The sequence below is a fragment of the Catellatospora sp. NPDC049609 genome (genome assembly GCF_040675365.1).
GTDB lineage: Bacteria > Actinomycetota > Actinomycetes > Mycobacteriales > Micromonosporaceae > Catellatospora.
Genome location: NZ_JBFAOU010000010.1, coordinates 25,647 through 39,619 on the forward strand (window position 1 = coordinate 25,647; position 13,973 = coordinate 39,619).

Consider the following 13,973-nt stretch of genomic DNA (forward strand, 5'->3'; position numbering starts at 1 on the left):
CTGGATCGCATCCTCGCGAGGTGCCAAGATCACTGTTTAGTGCCAGAAAGTGCGTTCTAGCTGCACTTTCTGACACGAGGCAGCGATCTGCGCCGCCAAAGTGGTTTGCCGGGGCGGGTCGGGTCGGGTGATAGTGCCGGGATGCGGATGCACGACGACCAGCTCACCGTGACACCGGAGACGGTCGGCGCGCTGATCGCCGAGCAGTTCCCGCAGTGGCGGCACCTGCCGGTCACCGAGCTGCGCTCGCAGGGCACGGTCAACGCCATCTTCCGGATCGGCGACGGGCTCACCGCGCGCCTTCCGCTGCAACCCGGCGACGTCGCGTCCATACGCCGGTGGCTGCGATCCGAAGCGGCGGCAGGGCGCGAGCTGGCATCCGCCACCCGCTTCCCCACGCCCGAGCCGGTCGCCGTGGGCGAGCCCGGAGCCGGGTACCCGATGCCGTGGTCGGTGCAGACGTGGGTGCCCGGCGTCATCGCCACCGACGACGATCCCGGGGACTCGGTCGCGTTCGCGCGCGACCTGGCCCGGTTCATCCTCGACGTACGTTCCATCGACACCGGCGGCCGGACGTTCACCGGCGGCGGTCGCGGCGGTGCGCTGCGCCCGCACGACGACTGGGTGCAGACCTGCTTCGACCGCAGCGAGCAGCTTCTCGACGTGCCCCGGCTGCGCCGGCTGTGGGAGCGCCTGCGGGAACTGCCGCGCGGTGACACCCCGGACGTGATGAACCACGGCGACCTGATCCCGGGCAACGTGCTCGTGTCCGGCGGGCGTCTGGCCGGGGTGCTCGACGTCGGCGGGCTCGGACCGGCCGACCCTGCGCTGGACCTGGTGGGCGCGTGGCACCTGCTCGAAGCGGGTCCGCGCGAGGTGCTGCGGGCCGAACTCGGCTGCGACGACGCGACCTGGGCACGCGGCAAGGCCTGGGCGTTCCAGCAGGCGATCGGCGCGGGCTGGTACTACGTCGCGAGCAACCCGGCGATGAGCCGGATGGGCTGCCGCACCCTGGCGCGCATCCTCGCCGACAAGTCACGGTGACCCGGCGGTGCGCAACTGCCGTGCCGGCCGGAGGCGCTGACGGCCGGGTCACGTGAAGACGTGGTCGCTGCACGAATGACGGCAGCTGTCGTTGGCACACTTCAAGGCGTCGCCCATGAAGCTTGTGCAGCCGCAGATGTCGCACTTGCTGCCGAATCCGCCGTCGTCGAATGCGGCGCCGCTGGCGGCCAGCTTCGACTGCGTGTCCCGCTTGATCGTCACGATCGACAGTGCCGCGTCGTCGAGCATCTTCTGCTGCTCTTCGGTCAGGTCAACATACGAGCTCACCATCGCCGACCTCCTGCTCGTGCAATGCGTGTCCGTAGGCCACGCCATCTCGATTGTGGACGAACCCGGACTCGCCCGGCGGGGATAACAGCAGAATCACCCCTGGGTGACCGCCCGCAGCCGTCAACCCAGAGTTGACGACAGCCATGCGTCAACCTAAGGTTGACGCATGGCTGAAACACCGCGACTCGACGACCTCATCGACGTCATCAAGCAGCGCCACCCCGACGGCGACCCGCTGGAGCAGCTCAGCGACGCGGTCGTGCTCGGACAGCACCTCGGCGAGCTCGCCGACCACCTCATCGGCCACTTCGTGGACCGCGCCCGCCACTCCGGCGCCTCCTGGACCGACATCGGCCAGAGCATGGGCGTCACCAAGCAGGCCGCCCAGAAGCGGTTCGTGCCCAGGGAGCCCGGCGCATCTTCCGAGGACATGAAGGTGTTCGCCCGCTACGACGACGCCGCCCGGCAGGCCGTCGTCGGCGCGCAGCAGCTCGCCGCCCAGGCCGGCCACGGCAACATCGGCCCCGAGCACCTGGTCCTCGCGATGCTGCGGGAGACCAGCACCGGCACGCAGGCGCTGATGGCCGTCGCGCCGTACGAGACGGTCGTGGCGGAGCTGACCAGGCGGTTCCCGTCGACCGGCGCCGCCGCGACCGGGCCGGTGCCGTTCTCGGCGCACGGCAAGAAGGCCCTCGAACTCGCCCACCGCGCCTCGCTGCGGCTCGGGCACGAGCACATCGGCACCGAGCACCTGCTGCTCGGCGTGCTCGAACTCGGCGAGGGCGACACGGTCGCGATCCTCACCGGGGCCGGCGTGACGAAGGAAGGCGTCGAGGCGGCCGCCGCCGGGCTCGCCTGACCCGGCATCGACCGAGGCGCCGGCACGGGCGGCCGCAGTCCGGCCGGTCGCCCGCCGCGCCGGGCGCCTCGGTCGAAGTCACACGCGGCGGGCGCTCCGGTCGAAGTCACACGCGCCGGTCGCCTCGATGGAAGTCAAGCGCGGCAGTCGCCTCGATCGGACTCAGCCGCTGGCGGTCGCCTCGATCGGAGTCGGCACCGCACGGCGGGTGTCAGCAGGAACGCAGGTCGCGGGTCCGGTGACCGTCGTAGAGCCGGACGTGCGCCGTGCGGCCCAGCTCCGCGCCGTACTGCCACAGCGACTCGCACGCGGCGGCGAGCACCTGCTCGTCGGCGGTGTCCAGGTGCACCAGGAACTTTCCGCCGGAGGTGTTCGCGGCGACCAGGTGCGACACCCACGCGGTGTCCCGGTAGCGGGTGCGCAGCTCGTCGTGCGTCGCGCGCTGGTCGTAGACGTGCGGCAGGGCGAAGGTCGCCGCCATCCCGACCGCGCCCACCACGGCCGCCGCCCCGAAGAACAGCCGTCCCGCCCGTTCGGGCACCGGCCTGGTCCGCTCCGGCAGCTCGCGCAGCCGCAGCACGCCGTACGCCATCATCGCGGCGCCCGCCGCGATCCAGACGCCGTTGCCGGTGAATCCGCGCTGGAAGTCGGCCTCGTCGGTCACTCCCGTGCTCGACAGGAAGTAGTTGACGAGGGCCGCGACGAGCAGCACGCCGGCCAGCAGCTTGAGCCACAGCGGCAGCACGCTGAGCACCGGCCACGCCTTGCGCCAGTCGAGGTGGCCCAGCTTGCCGCCGTTCAGGGCCAGCAGGACGCCGCCGAAGCACGCGAACGTGATGAGGAACGGCACGGTCACGGCCGCCATCGGCAGGTGCGGACCGCCGGGCAGGAGCGTGTCCACGACCATGGCGAGGAAGATCGCGAGCCCGACCAGCGAGCCGATCAACAGTCTGCGCATGGCCGTGATGGTAGGGATCCCGCGCGATCCCGTGTGCCCGCGCCGATCACTCACCGCTGCCGGCAGACCTCACTGCGGTGAGCTGCTCTGAAATAGTTTGCCGACCGTCGAAATTGGCATTGATTCCGGTCCATCCGATGGCTAGCGTCTTTAGGCACCGGACGTTCGGACATGGCCAGAGCACGCGCGGCATCGTCGAAGCGATTCGATGACTCGCGCATACGACGCGAAAGGCAGTGAAACAACCATGTCTCGAACCGTGCGGCACGTCCTCACCGCACTGCTGCTCACCCTGGGCATGGCCGTCGCCACGGCCACCCCGGCGCAGGCGGCGGTGTGGTGGTCGTCGGACCGCTGGGGCACCTGGTCCAGCGGCGGGTACACGCTCTACAACAACATCTGGGGCAGCGGCTACGGCGCGCAGACCATCTGGGCGAACTCCGCCACGAACTGGGGCGTCTGGGCCGACCACCCCAACACCGGCGGCATCAAGTCCTACCCCAACCAGACCAGGTGGTCCGGCAAGAAGATCAGCGCCCTGGGCACGCTCAGCAGCACCTTCAACGTCACCGTGCCCACCAGCGGGGTCGCCTTCACCACCGTGTACGACGTGTGGTCCAGCGACAACCAGCACGAGATCATGCTGTGGATGAACAGGTACGGCCCGGTCGGACCGCTCGGCACGCTGCAGACCACGGCCACCGTCGGCGGCCACACCTGGCAGATCCACCGGGGCCACAACGGCGGCAACCACGTCTACTCGTTCATCCGCACCACCAACACCAGCTCCGGCACGGTCGACATCAAGGCCATCGTGAACTGGGTGAAGAACCGCGGCTGGTTCGGCGACGTGACCATCGGCAACGTCCAGCTCGGCTACGAGATCACCTCGTCGTCCGGCGGCAAGGACTTCATCACCAACAACGCCGTCATCACCGCCACCTGACCCGGCCGCCGCAAGATCGCCGAACTTGCCAGGCAACCGGGCGAAAGCGCGTCCAAGATACGCCCATCTGCCAGGCAAGTCTGACGATCAAGGCCGCGCGGTCCGGGCGGGCGGCGGAGACGACGTGGGGCCGGGGCGCGTCAGCGCTCCGGCCCCACGTGGCCCCACCGCTAGTTCGTGATGGTGCCCGTCGCGGCCAGGTCACCGAGGTCGACGACCCGCGGGTCGGCGACGACGGCCAGGAACAGCCGCTCGGCCGGCTCGCTGTGCCGGTCCAGCTTCGTCTCCACCGGGAACGACACCGACACCTGGCCCGCCGGGATCGTCTTGCAGCCCAGGTACGGCGTGAAGTCGGCCTGCAGCTTCGCGGTGTCCGGCACGGTGGCCGCGCACACGCTCAGGTCCTGCGACAGCGGCCGCGACAGCGTCACCGTGAACGGCAGCGGCTGCCCCTCGGCGGCGGACACGTCCGCGACCGTCAGCTTCGCCCGGCTGCGGAACAGCGCCACCTGCGGGTCGTGGTCGCTGGCGCCGCGGGCGCCGTCGCCGTCGTGCTCGGCCGGCCAGTCCGCGTTGATGTGCGCCGCCCGGATCCTGATCAGGTCGGCGTACAGCTCGTCGTTGACGAACAGGTGGTCCAGCGTCTGCGCCGAGCCCTGGAACACGTACGAGTACGCGCTGGCGGGCACCTGCGCGGCCAGGTCGTTCCACAGGTTGTGCAGACCCAGGTCGTACAGCGGCTTCAGCTGGTCCGACGGGGTGTCGGCGTCCGAGGCCGCGATCGGGTCGTCGGGGCGCGGGAACACGTTCAGGTCGCCGCCGTACACCACGCGGGCGTGCGGGGACGCCGCCTCGATCGCGGCGACGACCGCCGCGCCGTAACGGGCCTGCTCGGTGCGCTGGCCGACGCGCGCCTGCGGGGTCGACGAGTAGTGGTTGGAGACCGCCCACAGCTCGTACGACTCCGTGCCGCCCGGCGCCGCCGCGACGGTGAACCGGGCCACCTGCGGGGCACGGGTGAACACGTGCGACCCGTCCACGCCGGTCGAGGTGTCCACGTCCGAGGGCAGGTCGGCGTTGAGCACCTTCGGGTTCTGCACGTCGGCGTTGTACGCCAGCCCCTCGCCGCGGTACTCCACGCCCGGGGTCGCGGTCAGCACCGACGCCGGAGCGGCGAGGCTGAGCCGGTCGGTGCGGTAGAGGAACCCGGCGACGATGCCGCGGGCGTCCGCGCCGTCACGGTCGTACGCCGCGTCGTAGGCCGGGCCGCCCGCCGCCGCGACGGCGAGCGCCAGCTCCTGCAGCGTGTCCGGCCTGCCGTCGGCGTTGTTCACGTCGCCGCAGGTCAGCACACCACCGGTGACGGTGCAGATGTCCTGGTCCTCGGCCTCCTGCACCAGCAGCAGGTCGGGGGCGTGCAGGTCGTTCGCGATCTGCGAGGCCAGCGCGCCCAGGTGGGCCTGGTAGTCCTCGGCGTTGCGCGGCACGTAGTCGAACGGCGGCGAGACCCCGGGGCAGCCGGAGTTGCCCAGGAAGTCGCAGCCGTCGAACGGGTCGTCGCGGAAGTCGTACAGGTTCTCCACGTTGTACGTGGCCACGGCCAGCTCCCGGTCGCGCTTGGCCGGGGCGGGCGGGTTGTTGGTCGACGGGTCGGTCCCGGCGCCGAAGGCCGCCGAGGCGACCTGGATGCCGTACTTGTCGAAGGAGAAGTTCAGACCGCCGACGGCGTCCGCGGCCAGCACGTCGAACGTGTGGGCGGGCGGCAGCAGCGCGTTCATGTCCTGGCCGGTCCACTTCACGCCGGTGGTGCCGAGCATAATGCGGGTGCCGTTGCCGTCGTCGAACACGTGCGTGGTGTCGTTGTCCATCGGGTGCGCGTCACGGTAGACGCGGCGGGTCAGCGGGTCCGCCCGGTCCAGCAGCGGGTCGTCGACGTCCAGGACGTAGATCTCGGAGTCGGCGGTCGAGGCGAACACGTCGCGGCCGCTGGCGGCGACGCTGCCGGCGCGTACGCGCAACTGCTCGCCCTCGTGGCGCTCCCAGAACCGGTTGGCCGCGGCCAGCTCCTGCGGCGGGGCGGCGACGGTCGTGGCGAAGTCGGTGACGCCGGACTCGATCACGCGGATCAGCGAGGCCGACGACAGCTGGGTCATGAAGAAGTACTCCGAGACCCGGGCCCGCAGCACGACCTCGTCGCCGACCTGCGGCACGTAGCCGCCGATGAGCGAGCTGAATCCGCCCATGAACACGAAGACGCCGTCGGAGCTGTTCGGGTCGCCGTCGGTGGCGCCGTTGCGCGACTGGAGGTAGAAGCCGTACTGCGCGGCTCCGGCCGAGGTCTTCGCCAGCGTGCGCTGGGTGATCACGCCGCGGACGTCGTACAGCGCGCTGCTGGTGCCCGTGCCGGTGGCCGGGGCCAGCGGCGAGCGGTCCTGCACGCCGTTCTCGGTGTCGGTGGTGGCGCCCTGCACCTCGCCGACGGTCAGCACCCGGTTCACCGCGACGGTGAAGCCGCAGGTGGCGGTGGTGCCGTCGGTGTCGGTCGCGGTGACGGTGACCGCGTACGACCCGGCGGGCAGGTCGGCGTCGGCGGTGACGGTCGCGGTGGCGGTGCCGCCGATCGCGTCGGCCGGGGTGAACGCGGTGCGGGTGATGGTGCCCGCGGCCGGGGCCGGGGAGACGGCGGTGACGGCCAGCTCGACGATCGTGTCGTCGGCGTCGGTCGCGGTGACCGTGCGGGTGCCGGCCTGACCCTGGGACACGGTCAGCGCCCCGCCGCAGGTCAGCGTCGCGGGAGCGTCGACGGGGCCGCCGCCGCCGCTGTGCGCGCCCAGGCCGTCGACGGTGTCGGTGGCGTACCCGACCCAGCCGGTCGCCGGGTCGAACGCGTCGCCGGGCTCGGTGTCGCCCGCGCTCACGCTCGCGTCGCGGCGGATGGTGTTGTCGGCGGTGCTGGCCAGGCCGGTGCCCCACTCGGTGCCGGGGTCGGTGCCGACCTGCCCGATCGAGTCCACGACCGGGCCGGACGCGCCGCCCTTGCGCAGGACGATCGCGTCGTCGCCGTTGTAGAAGCTGGCCGAGCTGGTCTGGTCGGCCTGCGCCAGGATCGCGGCGTTGGCGCTGGCGTGGGCCAGCACGAACACGTCACCGTCGGCGACCGTGCCGGTCAGCGCGACGGTCCCGCCGGCGGTGGTCGCGCCGTTGAAGTAGAACTGCACGACGTACTGCCCGGCGGCCAGGTCCACGGCCGAGCCGGTGCCGTTGTGGAACTCCAGTGCCTTGTTGTTGGAGCTGCCCTCGACGTACTCGGAGATGAGCAGGTCGGTGGGCGCGGCCACGGCGGCGGGTCCCGCCGCGGTGAATCCGGCCAGCACGGCCAGTACAACGGCGGCGCGCATGGTGCGACGCATCGATATCCTCCCGGGGGTAGGAGGAAGACCCTACTGGCCGGTCAGTTCGAGGTCCACCCACCCCGATGGCGTTGCGGTGAACAGTGTGGACGCTGCGTGACGGCACCTGCGGCGACCTGGCCGGCGAGGGGCCCGCACGTCGTGCACGGCAGCGTGTCGGGCAGCGATTTCATTTGCCGGGGCAGACTTCTGTGCGCGGATACAACACAGCAGTCGCCCCGGCCGCAACCTCAGTCGGCCGTCGGCGGGTGGCCGCCGTCGCCGTCGACGATGAGGTCCATCGTGCCGTCCTGGGTGAGGTCCACCATCGTGACGTCGGGCTTGCCGTCGCCGTCGGTGTCGGATTGGAACAGGTCGGCGGTGCCGTCGCCGTCGGTGTCGATCGCCCACAGGTCCGGCTTGCCGTCACCGGTCGTGTCCAGGGCGAGGATCTCCTCGTGGCCGTCACCGCGGGTCTGCACTGTCTGCGTCATGCCGCTGGTCATACCCGGCGCGCACCGGCCGAAACGGGGCCGGGCGGCGACCGTGAGCCGGCCGTGACGCCGCCGTGAGGTGCGCCCGGACCCTTCCAGGCGTGGGGCGAACGCCCCACGCTCAGGGAGGGAAGGAAGATGGGTACGACACGAAGGTGGCTCGCCCGCACCGCGCTCGCCGGTGCCGTCGGCGCTCTGCTCGTCACGGGTCCGGCCGGGGTCGCGCAGGCCGACGACCGGCTGCTGGACACCGACCGCGTGAAGGTCAACGCCGTGGGGTTCGACCTCGGAACCGGCAGCTACGACAACATCCAGTTCAGCAGCGGCGCCCCGGTCGAGTGGCTGGTCGACGACAACGACGTCACCCCGCACCTCACCGGCATCCTGCAGCTGTCCGGGGTCCACGACGAGTGCGCGCGGGTGCGCATCGACTACTACTCCAGCGGCACCGTGTTCCTGACCACGCGCAACGGCGGCACGGTCTGCGCCGACGACAACGGCTACCACCCGTTCAGCGTCGACCTGGACCCGTACACCAGCAACAAGATCGGCAAGGTGAAGGTGTCGATCGAGGTGCTGATGCCCGACGGCACCTACGACATCACCGGTTCGGCCTGGTCGACGCTCAGCCCGTTCGTCGACGACGACGTGCTGGTCGCCGACAGCGTGGGCAGCGGCGTGTGGGGCATCGGCTTCGGCGGCACCGGCTGGTCCGGCGGCAGCCCGCTGTCCGGCGGCACGGTCGACTGGGACTTCTCCGGCGGCCAGATCGAGCCGCACCTGACCGGCGTCCTGCACATGGAGAGCGCCGCCGGCGACTGCGTCCGGATGCGCATCGACTACTACGGCGACGACGGCGCGGACGCCGACGCGGCGTACGACCTGCTCCACGTCGACCACGGCGGCACCGTCTGCGCCGTCGACAACGCCCACCACGAGTGGACCGTGGACCGGCACGCCTTCTCCGACGACAACATCCGGCACATCCGGGTGGCGATCGAGGAGCAGACCGGCCCCGGCGCCTACCAGGTGATCGACAGCACGTACTCGTACTTCGGCACCTGAGCACCGGCGCGGTCCGGATCCGGGCACCTCGCCCGGGTTCGGACCTCTTCGCGGGGGCCGGCCCGAGACGGACCTCACACACAGTCACGGCCGTTCGGCGGCACCCGTCGCCGGACGGCCCGCCCGCGTCCGCCGGGCGGCCGGTCGGCGTACGTCGTCCCCTGACCGAACGGCCAGGTCAGGTGGCCTCCCGGCCGGTCAGGACAGGCCGTCGACGTGATCGACGAAGAGCCGGGAGACGGCAGGATGACCCTGCACCACCCTGCTGACCAGACCCACCCCCGGAGAGAACATGGACAAGCGCTGGCGCATCGCGATCGTCGCGGGCGCGGTGCTCGCAACCGGCACCGTCGGCTTCGCCGCCATCCCGGCCCTGGCCGACGAGACGCCGGACGCGCCGTACAACGCCGTGCTGCACGAGCCCCACCAGGACAGCTACGCCAAGGCGTACGAGAAGGACTGCGGCGAGGTCGGCGACATCGGCGACACCAAGGACGGCTGGGTCTTCAACGCGCCGTCGAACGAGTTCGACAAGACGGTCGGCATGTGGGCGAGGTTCGACACCGGCGACGGCACCGTGACCACGCACATCAACAGCGGTGACGCCGGCCCGTACCCGCACGGCTTCGCCAACGCCAACAACCCGCACCTGGCCTGGGTCGTCGTGCCCCAGGGCTGGAAGCTGGTCACCGCCCAGGCCAAGATCGTGACGAAGGGCAAGGCCGCCGGCGGCGACACCGAGGAGTTCAAGCTCGTCGTCACCCACACCTGCCCCGGCAAGCCGGCGACCACCCCGTCGCCGTCCGCGTCGCCGTCACCCGAGGTGAGCGAGTCCCCCTCGCCGGAGCCCTCGGCGTCGACGTCGCCGTCACCCGAGGTGAGCACCTCGCCGTCGCCGGAGACCACCCCGTCGCCGGAGACCTCGCCGGAGCCGAGCAACTCCCCCTCGCCCGAGGCCAGCATCTCGCCGTCGCCGGAGACCTCCCCCTCCCCGGAGACGTCGCCGTCGCCGGAGACCACCCCGTCCCCGGAGACCTCGCCGTCGCCCGAGACCACCCCGTCGCCGGAGACCTCGCCGGAGCCGAGCAGCTCGCCCTCGCCCGAGGCCAGCGCCTCGACGTCCCCCTCGGCGAGCGCATCGGCCGAGCCGAGCACGTCGGCCGGCACGACGCCGTCGGTGAGCCCGTCCAGCAGCCCGCCGGCCGGCACCACGCCGTCCGCGTCGGCCAGCCCGGACCCGGGCACCGAGCTGCCACGTACCGGCACCGCGGTCACCGGGATCGCCGTCGCGGGCGCCGCCCTGGTCGCGATCGGCGCGGTGCTGCTGCTCGCGGTCCGTCGCCGGCGTGAGCTGAGCGCCTGACCGAAGCGCCTTCGGCTCCGTCGCCGGCGTGAGCCGAGCGCCTGACCGAAGCACCCTTCGATGAGGAGGGCTCCCCGTCCGGGGAGCCCTCCTTTCCTGTCCGGCGGGCGGGCGACGCGCGGGAGCGGCGGGCCTTACCCTCGTCGCCATGCGAAACCCCCTCCGCGCGTTGCACCCCCGCCAGTTCCGTGGCGTACGCCTCTTCCTGATCATCACGGTGGGCGCGGTGATCGCCGCGCTCGCCGGCACCGCGCTGCTCCGCGCCGAGCACCGCGGCCTGGTCATCGGGCTGGTGCTCGCGGCGGGCCTGGTCGCGGGGTGGTTCTGGCTGTCGGCGTTCCGCCCGGTGTGGACGGCGGCGGCGGCGGTGCTCGGCTTCCTGTTCGTGGTGAGCGTGCTGCAGGAGACCGGCCCGAGCATGCTGCAGCTGCGCGGCGGGCAGGTGGAGGCGCAGACGGTGAGCCTGCGCGAGAGCGACGGTCCCGCCGACCGCTACCACTACGCGGTGATCGCGCTGTCCGGGCGGCCCGTCGGCGGCGAGCTGACCCTCGACGAGAAGGCGTACCGGATCGGCGAGTCGCTGACCGTGGTCGAGGATCCGGACGGCCTGGCCCACCCGATGCTGCCCGCCCAGGTGGCCGAGCACCGGCAGAGCTGGCTCGCGGTCGTCGTGCTCTACCTGGTCACCGGCCTGCTGTGCCTGCTGGCGGGCCGCCCCCGCCGCCCGAAAAAGGCCTGACCGCGGCCACTGCCCCGCCCCGCCGCGCACCGCCGAGGTCGGGCTTCGGGGCCGGGCTTCGGGTCGGGCGGCCGGGTCGGTTCGGCTTGATCGCCGTTTCAGGTCAGGACATGCGGTCGGACTGCAGGTGCTGACCGGAAACGGCGATCAAGCCCGCCCCAGCTGGGACTCCAGCCACGGACGCAGGACGGGGAGGACGGCCTCGGACTGCATGGCCCGCAGGTGGTCCAGGCCGTCGAGCACGGCCACGTCCCAGCCGAGTGCGGTCAGCTCGGCCCGGTTGCGCAGCACGGGGCCGGCGATGTCGACGACCGTGCCGCCCCACTGCGCGCCGTACTCGATGGTGTCGGCGCCGCCGACGACGCACAGCCGGGGGCAGGTCAGCGCGGGCTGCGCGGCGCGGTCGTCGAAGCCGCGCAGGGCCTCGTACATCGTGACGAACTGGCCGGTCTGCGCCGGCGAGGTGGTCACCCCGACGCTGGACCAGTCACCCGGCTCGGGTTGGCCGGCCGGCTCCGGCGGGGCCTGTGCCGCCGCGCGGGCCAGGCCGTGCGCGGTGGTCGTCACCGCGAGCATCGCCGCGTACGGGCCGTCGACCGGCGGATACCCACCCATGACCAGCGCCGACAGCCGGTCGGTGCGCAGGGCGAGCTGCTGGCCGAGCAGGCCCAGCCAGGAGTAGCCGTAGTAGGCGAACCGGTCGACGCCCGCCGCGTCGGCGACGGCCAGCAGGTCCCGGGCGACCGCGTCGGGGGTGAGCGTGCCCGGCCGGGGCGCGGCCATCACGTGTGCCTCGTACCCGACGGCGATGACGCGGAACCGGTCGCGCAGCCCGTCGATCAGACAGCGGCCCAGCGCCGGGTCGGCGCCCCAGGCGCGCATCGCCGCGGCCTGCTCGCCCTCGACGGGGCGCGGGTCGACCGCCAGCAGGACGGGTGGCCCGTCCCCGTGCACCTCGAACTCGATCGTCTCGCCGCCGGGCAGCCGTACGCTCGCCATCATCATCTCCGTATGCTGTAAAGCGATCCTTCGCCGACATTAGCTTACGACGTACGGAGTTGTCACATGACGGTCTACGGCGGCCAGGGCGACCCCGCCCGCACCATGGCCCTGCTGTGGCGTAACCAGTCCCCCACGGCAACGCCCGACCTGTCCGCCGCAGCCAGCGCGTCCGCCCGGACCCGCCGCGCGCCGGGACCCCGGCAAGGGCTGACCGTGGACACGATCGTCGAGGCCGCCATCGCCCTGGCCGACGCCGACGGCATGGACAAGCTGTCCATGCGCGCGGTCGGCGAGCGGCTCGGCACCTCCGCGATGGCGCTCTACACGTACGTGCCCAGCAAGCGCGAGCTCGTGGACCTCATGTACGACCACGCCCACGCGGGCCTGCCGCACTCCTACGACCTGACGGCCGGCCGGGAGGCCGCGGTCCACGCCTGGACCGGCGACCTGTGGGCCCGCTACCTGGCCCACCCGTGGCTGCTGCAGGTCTCCTTCGCCCGCCCGGTGCTCGGCCCGCACGAGCAGGCCGTGCTCGAAGCACTGCTGGGCATCCTGCACGGCACCGAAGTCACCGCAGGCGACCTGCGCCCCGCGGTCAGCGCCCTGTTCCACCTGGTCCGCGGCGCGGCCCAGACCGCCGCGGAGTCCCGGGCCGCCGCGACCGCCACCGGCACCCCCGACGAGCAGTGGTGGACCGAACGCTCCGCCCAGCTCGCCACCGTCGTGCCCGACTTCACCGCCCGCTTCCCCCACTCGGCGGCGCTGTCCGCGACGCCGCCGGATGGCGCACCGACCACGTACGACCCGGTCGCCCACACCCGCCACACCCTCGACGCGGCCGTCACCCTCCTGCTCACCGGTCTGCGGTGAGGAATCAGCGGATCACTCAGCATCTTCACAGCGCGACGTCCACATGGGATCCATCCGGCCGAGTAGCGTCGAGACATGGGGGACGACGAGCAGCTCAAGAGTCGCAAGAGGTCCGGTTCCAGCTGGCGGGAGCTGCCGGTCCTGCTGGCCGTCGCCCTCGTCGTGGCGTTCCTGGTGCGCCAGTTCGTGGTGCAGACCTTCTTCATCCCGTCGGAGTCGATGGAGCAGACCCTGGTTCGCGACGACCGTGTGCTGGTCAACAAGCTCGTCTACGCCTTCCGGGCACCCGCCGAAGGCGAGATCATCGTCTTCAGGGCCCCCGAGAGCTGGCGGGCCGTGCCGGAGCAGGAGGACTTCATCAAGCGGGTGATCGGCGCCCCCGGCGACCGGGTGGTCTGCTGCGACCCGCAGGGACGCATCGAGGTCAACGGCCATCCGCTGGACGAGCCCTACGTCTACCCGGGCAACAGGATGGCCACCACGGACTTCGACATCACCGTGCCCGAGGGCAGGCTGTGGGTGATGGGCGATCATCGAGAGGCCTCCGGCGACTCCCTGGCAAACTACCTCAGCCACGGGCAGGACCTGGAGCAGGCCACCATCCCGGTGGACGCGGTGATCGGCCGGGCCTTCGTGCTGTTCTGGCCCTTCGCCCGGGCGACGTGGCTGACCACCCCGGAGACGTTCACCTCGACGGCTCAATAGGGCAACGCGAAGGTGCCTCGGCGAGTTGAAGGCCTGCGCCAGGCCGTTTCCAGGCCGTCGAGCATGAGTCCAGGCCGTTTCCAGTCCGTCAAACGGCGACCAACAACGGCCGGCGTTGGCCGACAACACGAGGTTGAACAGCAGCTCAGAAGGCGTGCCGGTAGCGCGACCATGAAGACGACGGACGAGTCGGCCTGTACGCCGGATTCTCGGCAGCTCTGCCGGCTTGACGGGCCTAGGATCTCGGC

At 71.8% G+C, this 13,973-nt stretch carries 13 protein-coding genes; 8 read left to right on the top strand and 5 right to left on the bottom strand.

Features of this window, described 5'->3' with window-relative positions; translation table 11 throughout:
- Nucleotides 1-141: 141 nt before the first annotated feature.
- Complete coding sequence (locus AB0J67_RS04830; RefSeq protein ID WP_363476292.1) at nucleotides 142-1,044, top strand: aminoglycoside phosphotransferase family protein; 903 nt, start codon at nucleotides 142-144, stop codon at nucleotides 1,042-1,044.
- Nucleotides 1,045-1,092: 48 nt separating this feature from the next.
- On the opposite strand, the gene AB0J67_RS04835 is transcribed toward AB0J67_RS04830, so the two are convergent.
- Nucleotides 1,093-1,380: a DUF6422 family protein gene (locus tag AB0J67_RS04835; protein ID WP_363476294.1), complete on the bottom strand. Its 288-nt coding sequence runs from the start codon at nucleotides 1,378-1,380 to the stop codon at nucleotides 1,093-1,095.
- A gap of 121 nt (nucleotides 1,381-1,501) precedes the next feature.
- On the opposite strand from AB0J67_RS04835, the gene AB0J67_RS04840 reads away from it, so the two are divergent.
- A complete protein-coding gene (locus AB0J67_RS04840; protein WP_363476296.1) occupies nucleotides 1,502-2,194 on the top strand; it encodes a Clp protease N-terminal domain-containing protein in 693 nt (230 codons plus the stop codon).
- A gap of 211 nt (nucleotides 2,195-2,405) precedes the next feature.
- On the opposite strand, the gene AB0J67_RS04845 is transcribed toward AB0J67_RS04840, so the two are convergent.
- Complete coding sequence (locus AB0J67_RS04845; RefSeq protein ID WP_363476298.1) at nucleotides 2,406-3,152, bottom strand: hypothetical protein; 747 nt, start codon at nucleotides 3,150-3,152, stop codon at nucleotides 2,406-2,408.
- Nucleotides 3,153-3,399: 247 nt separating this feature from the next.
- Here AB0J67_RS04845 and AB0J67_RS04850 point away from each other — a divergent pair, with 247 nt between their 5' ends.
- A complete protein-coding gene (locus AB0J67_RS04850; RefSeq protein ID WP_363476300.1) occupies nucleotides 3,400-4,098 on the top strand; it encodes a hypothetical protein in 699 nt (232 codons plus the stop codon).
- Between the two features lie 170 nt (nucleotides 4,099-4,268).
- Here the strand turns inward: AB0J67_RS04850 and AB0J67_RS04855 are convergent, their stop codons facing one another.
- Nucleotides 4,269-7,496, bottom strand: a complete 3,228-nt coding sequence (locus AB0J67_RS04855; protein ID WP_363476419.1) for a lamin tail domain-containing protein — start codon at nucleotides 7,494-7,496, stop codon at nucleotides 4,269-4,271.
- Nucleotides 7,497-7,738: 242 nt separating this feature from the next.
- Nucleotides 7,739-7,981 (bottom strand): hypothetical protein, encoded by a 243-nt coding sequence (locus AB0J67_RS04860; protein WP_363476302.1) that lies wholly within the window; start codon nucleotides 7,979-7,981, stop codon nucleotides 7,739-7,741.
- 138 nt (nucleotides 7,982-8,119) lie between these two features.
- On the opposite strand from AB0J67_RS04860, the gene AB0J67_RS04865 reads away from it, so the two are divergent.
- The 3 genes from AB0J67_RS04865 (at nucleotide 8,120) to AB0J67_RS04875 (ending at nucleotide 11,148) form a co-directional block, all read left to right on the top strand.
- Nucleotides 8,120-9,046 (top strand): hypothetical protein, encoded by a 927-nt coding sequence (locus AB0J67_RS04865; protein WP_363476304.1) that lies wholly within the window; start codon nucleotides 8,120-8,122, stop codon nucleotides 9,044-9,046.
- Nucleotides 9,047-9,338: 292 nt separating this feature from the next.
- Nucleotides 9,339-10,409 (top strand): LPXTG cell wall anchor domain-containing protein, encoded by a 1,071-nt coding sequence (locus tag AB0J67_RS04870; RefSeq protein ID WP_363476306.1) that lies wholly within the window; start codon nucleotides 9,339-9,341, stop codon nucleotides 10,407-10,409.
- 148 nt (nucleotides 10,410-10,557) lie between these two features.
- A complete protein-coding gene (locus AB0J67_RS04875) occupies nucleotides 10,558-11,148 on the top strand; it encodes a hypothetical protein (protein ID WP_363476308.1) in 591 nt (196 codons plus the stop codon).
- Nucleotides 11,149-11,295: 147 nt separating this feature from the next.
- Here the strand turns inward: AB0J67_RS04875 and AB0J67_RS04880 are convergent, their stop codons facing one another.
- Nucleotides 11,296-12,147, bottom strand: a complete 852-nt coding sequence (locus tag AB0J67_RS04880) for an alpha/beta hydrolase (protein ID WP_363476310.1) — start codon at nucleotides 12,145-12,147, stop codon at nucleotides 11,296-11,298.
- Between the two features lie 66 nt (nucleotides 12,148-12,213).
- Between AB0J67_RS04880 and AB0J67_RS04885 the strand changes: the two genes are divergently transcribed.
- Nucleotides 12,214-13,020 carry a TetR/AcrR family transcriptional regulator gene (locus tag AB0J67_RS04885; RefSeq protein WP_363476312.1) on the top strand — a complete coding sequence of 269 codons (807 nt, stop codon included), beginning with the start codon at nucleotides 12,214-12,216 and terminating at the stop codon, nucleotides 13,018-13,020.
- A gap of 75 nt (nucleotides 13,021-13,095) precedes the next feature.
- A complete protein-coding gene (gene lepB, locus AB0J67_RS04890) occupies nucleotides 13,096-13,725 on the top strand; it encodes a signal peptidase I (RefSeq protein WP_363476314.1) in 630 nt (209 codons plus the stop codon).
- Nucleotides 13,726-13,973: the final 248 nt, after the last annotated feature.

What these genes read in the sequence shown, in the direction of transcription:
- AB0J67_RS04835 (WP_363476294.1), bottom strand. Translation starts at nt 1,380, where the DNA reads ATGGCGTGGCCTACGGACACGCATTGCACGAGCAGGAGGTCGGCGATG.
- lepB (WP_363476314.1), top strand. Translation starts at nt 13,096, where the DNA reads ATGGGGGACGACGAGCAGCTCAAGAGTCGCAAGAGGTCCGGTTCCAGC.
- AB0J67_RS04870 (WP_363476306.1), top strand. Translation starts at nt 9,339, where the DNA reads ATGGACAAGCGCTGGCGCATCGCGATCGTCGCGGGCGCGGTGCTCGCA.
- AB0J67_RS04885 (WP_363476312.1), top strand. Translation starts at nt 12,214, where the DNA reads ATGACGGTCTACGGCGGCCAGGGCGACCCCGCCCGCACCATGGCCCTG.
- AB0J67_RS04840 (WP_363476296.1), top strand. Translation starts at nt 1,502, where the DNA reads ATGGCTGAAACACCGCGACTCGACGACCTCATCGACGTCATCAAGCAG.
- AB0J67_RS04850 (WP_363476300.1), top strand. Translation starts at nt 3,400, where the DNA reads ATGTCTCGAACCGTGCGGCACGTCCTCACCGCACTGCTGCTCACCCTG.
- AB0J67_RS04880 (WP_363476310.1), bottom strand. Translation starts at nt 12,147, where the DNA reads ATGGCGAGCGTACGGCTGCCCGGCGGCGAGACGATCGAGTTCGAGGTG.
- AB0J67_RS04875 (WP_363476308.1), top strand. Translation starts at nt 10,558, where the DNA reads ATGCGAAACCCCCTCCGCGCGTTGCACCCCCGCCAGTTCCGTGGCGTA.
- AB0J67_RS04865 (WP_363476304.1), top strand. Translation starts at nt 8,120, where the DNA reads ATGGGTACGACACGAAGGTGGCTCGCCCGCACCGCGCTCGCCGGTGCC.
- AB0J67_RS04830 (WP_363476292.1), top strand. Translation starts at nt 142, where the DNA reads ATGCGGATGCACGACGACCAGCTCACCGTGACACCGGAGACGGTCGGC.
- AB0J67_RS04860 (WP_363476302.1), bottom strand. Translation starts at nt 7,981, where the DNA reads ATGACGCAGACAGTGCAGACCCGCGGTGACGGCCACGAGGAGATCCTC.
- AB0J67_RS04855 (WP_363476419.1), bottom strand. Translation starts at nt 7,496, where the DNA reads ATGCGCGCCGCCGTTGTACTGGCCGTGCTGGCCGGATTCACCGCGGCG.
- AB0J67_RS04845 (WP_363476298.1), bottom strand. Translation starts at nt 3,152, where the DNA reads ATGCGCAGACTGTTGATCGGCTCGCTGGTCGGGCTCGCGATCTTCCTC.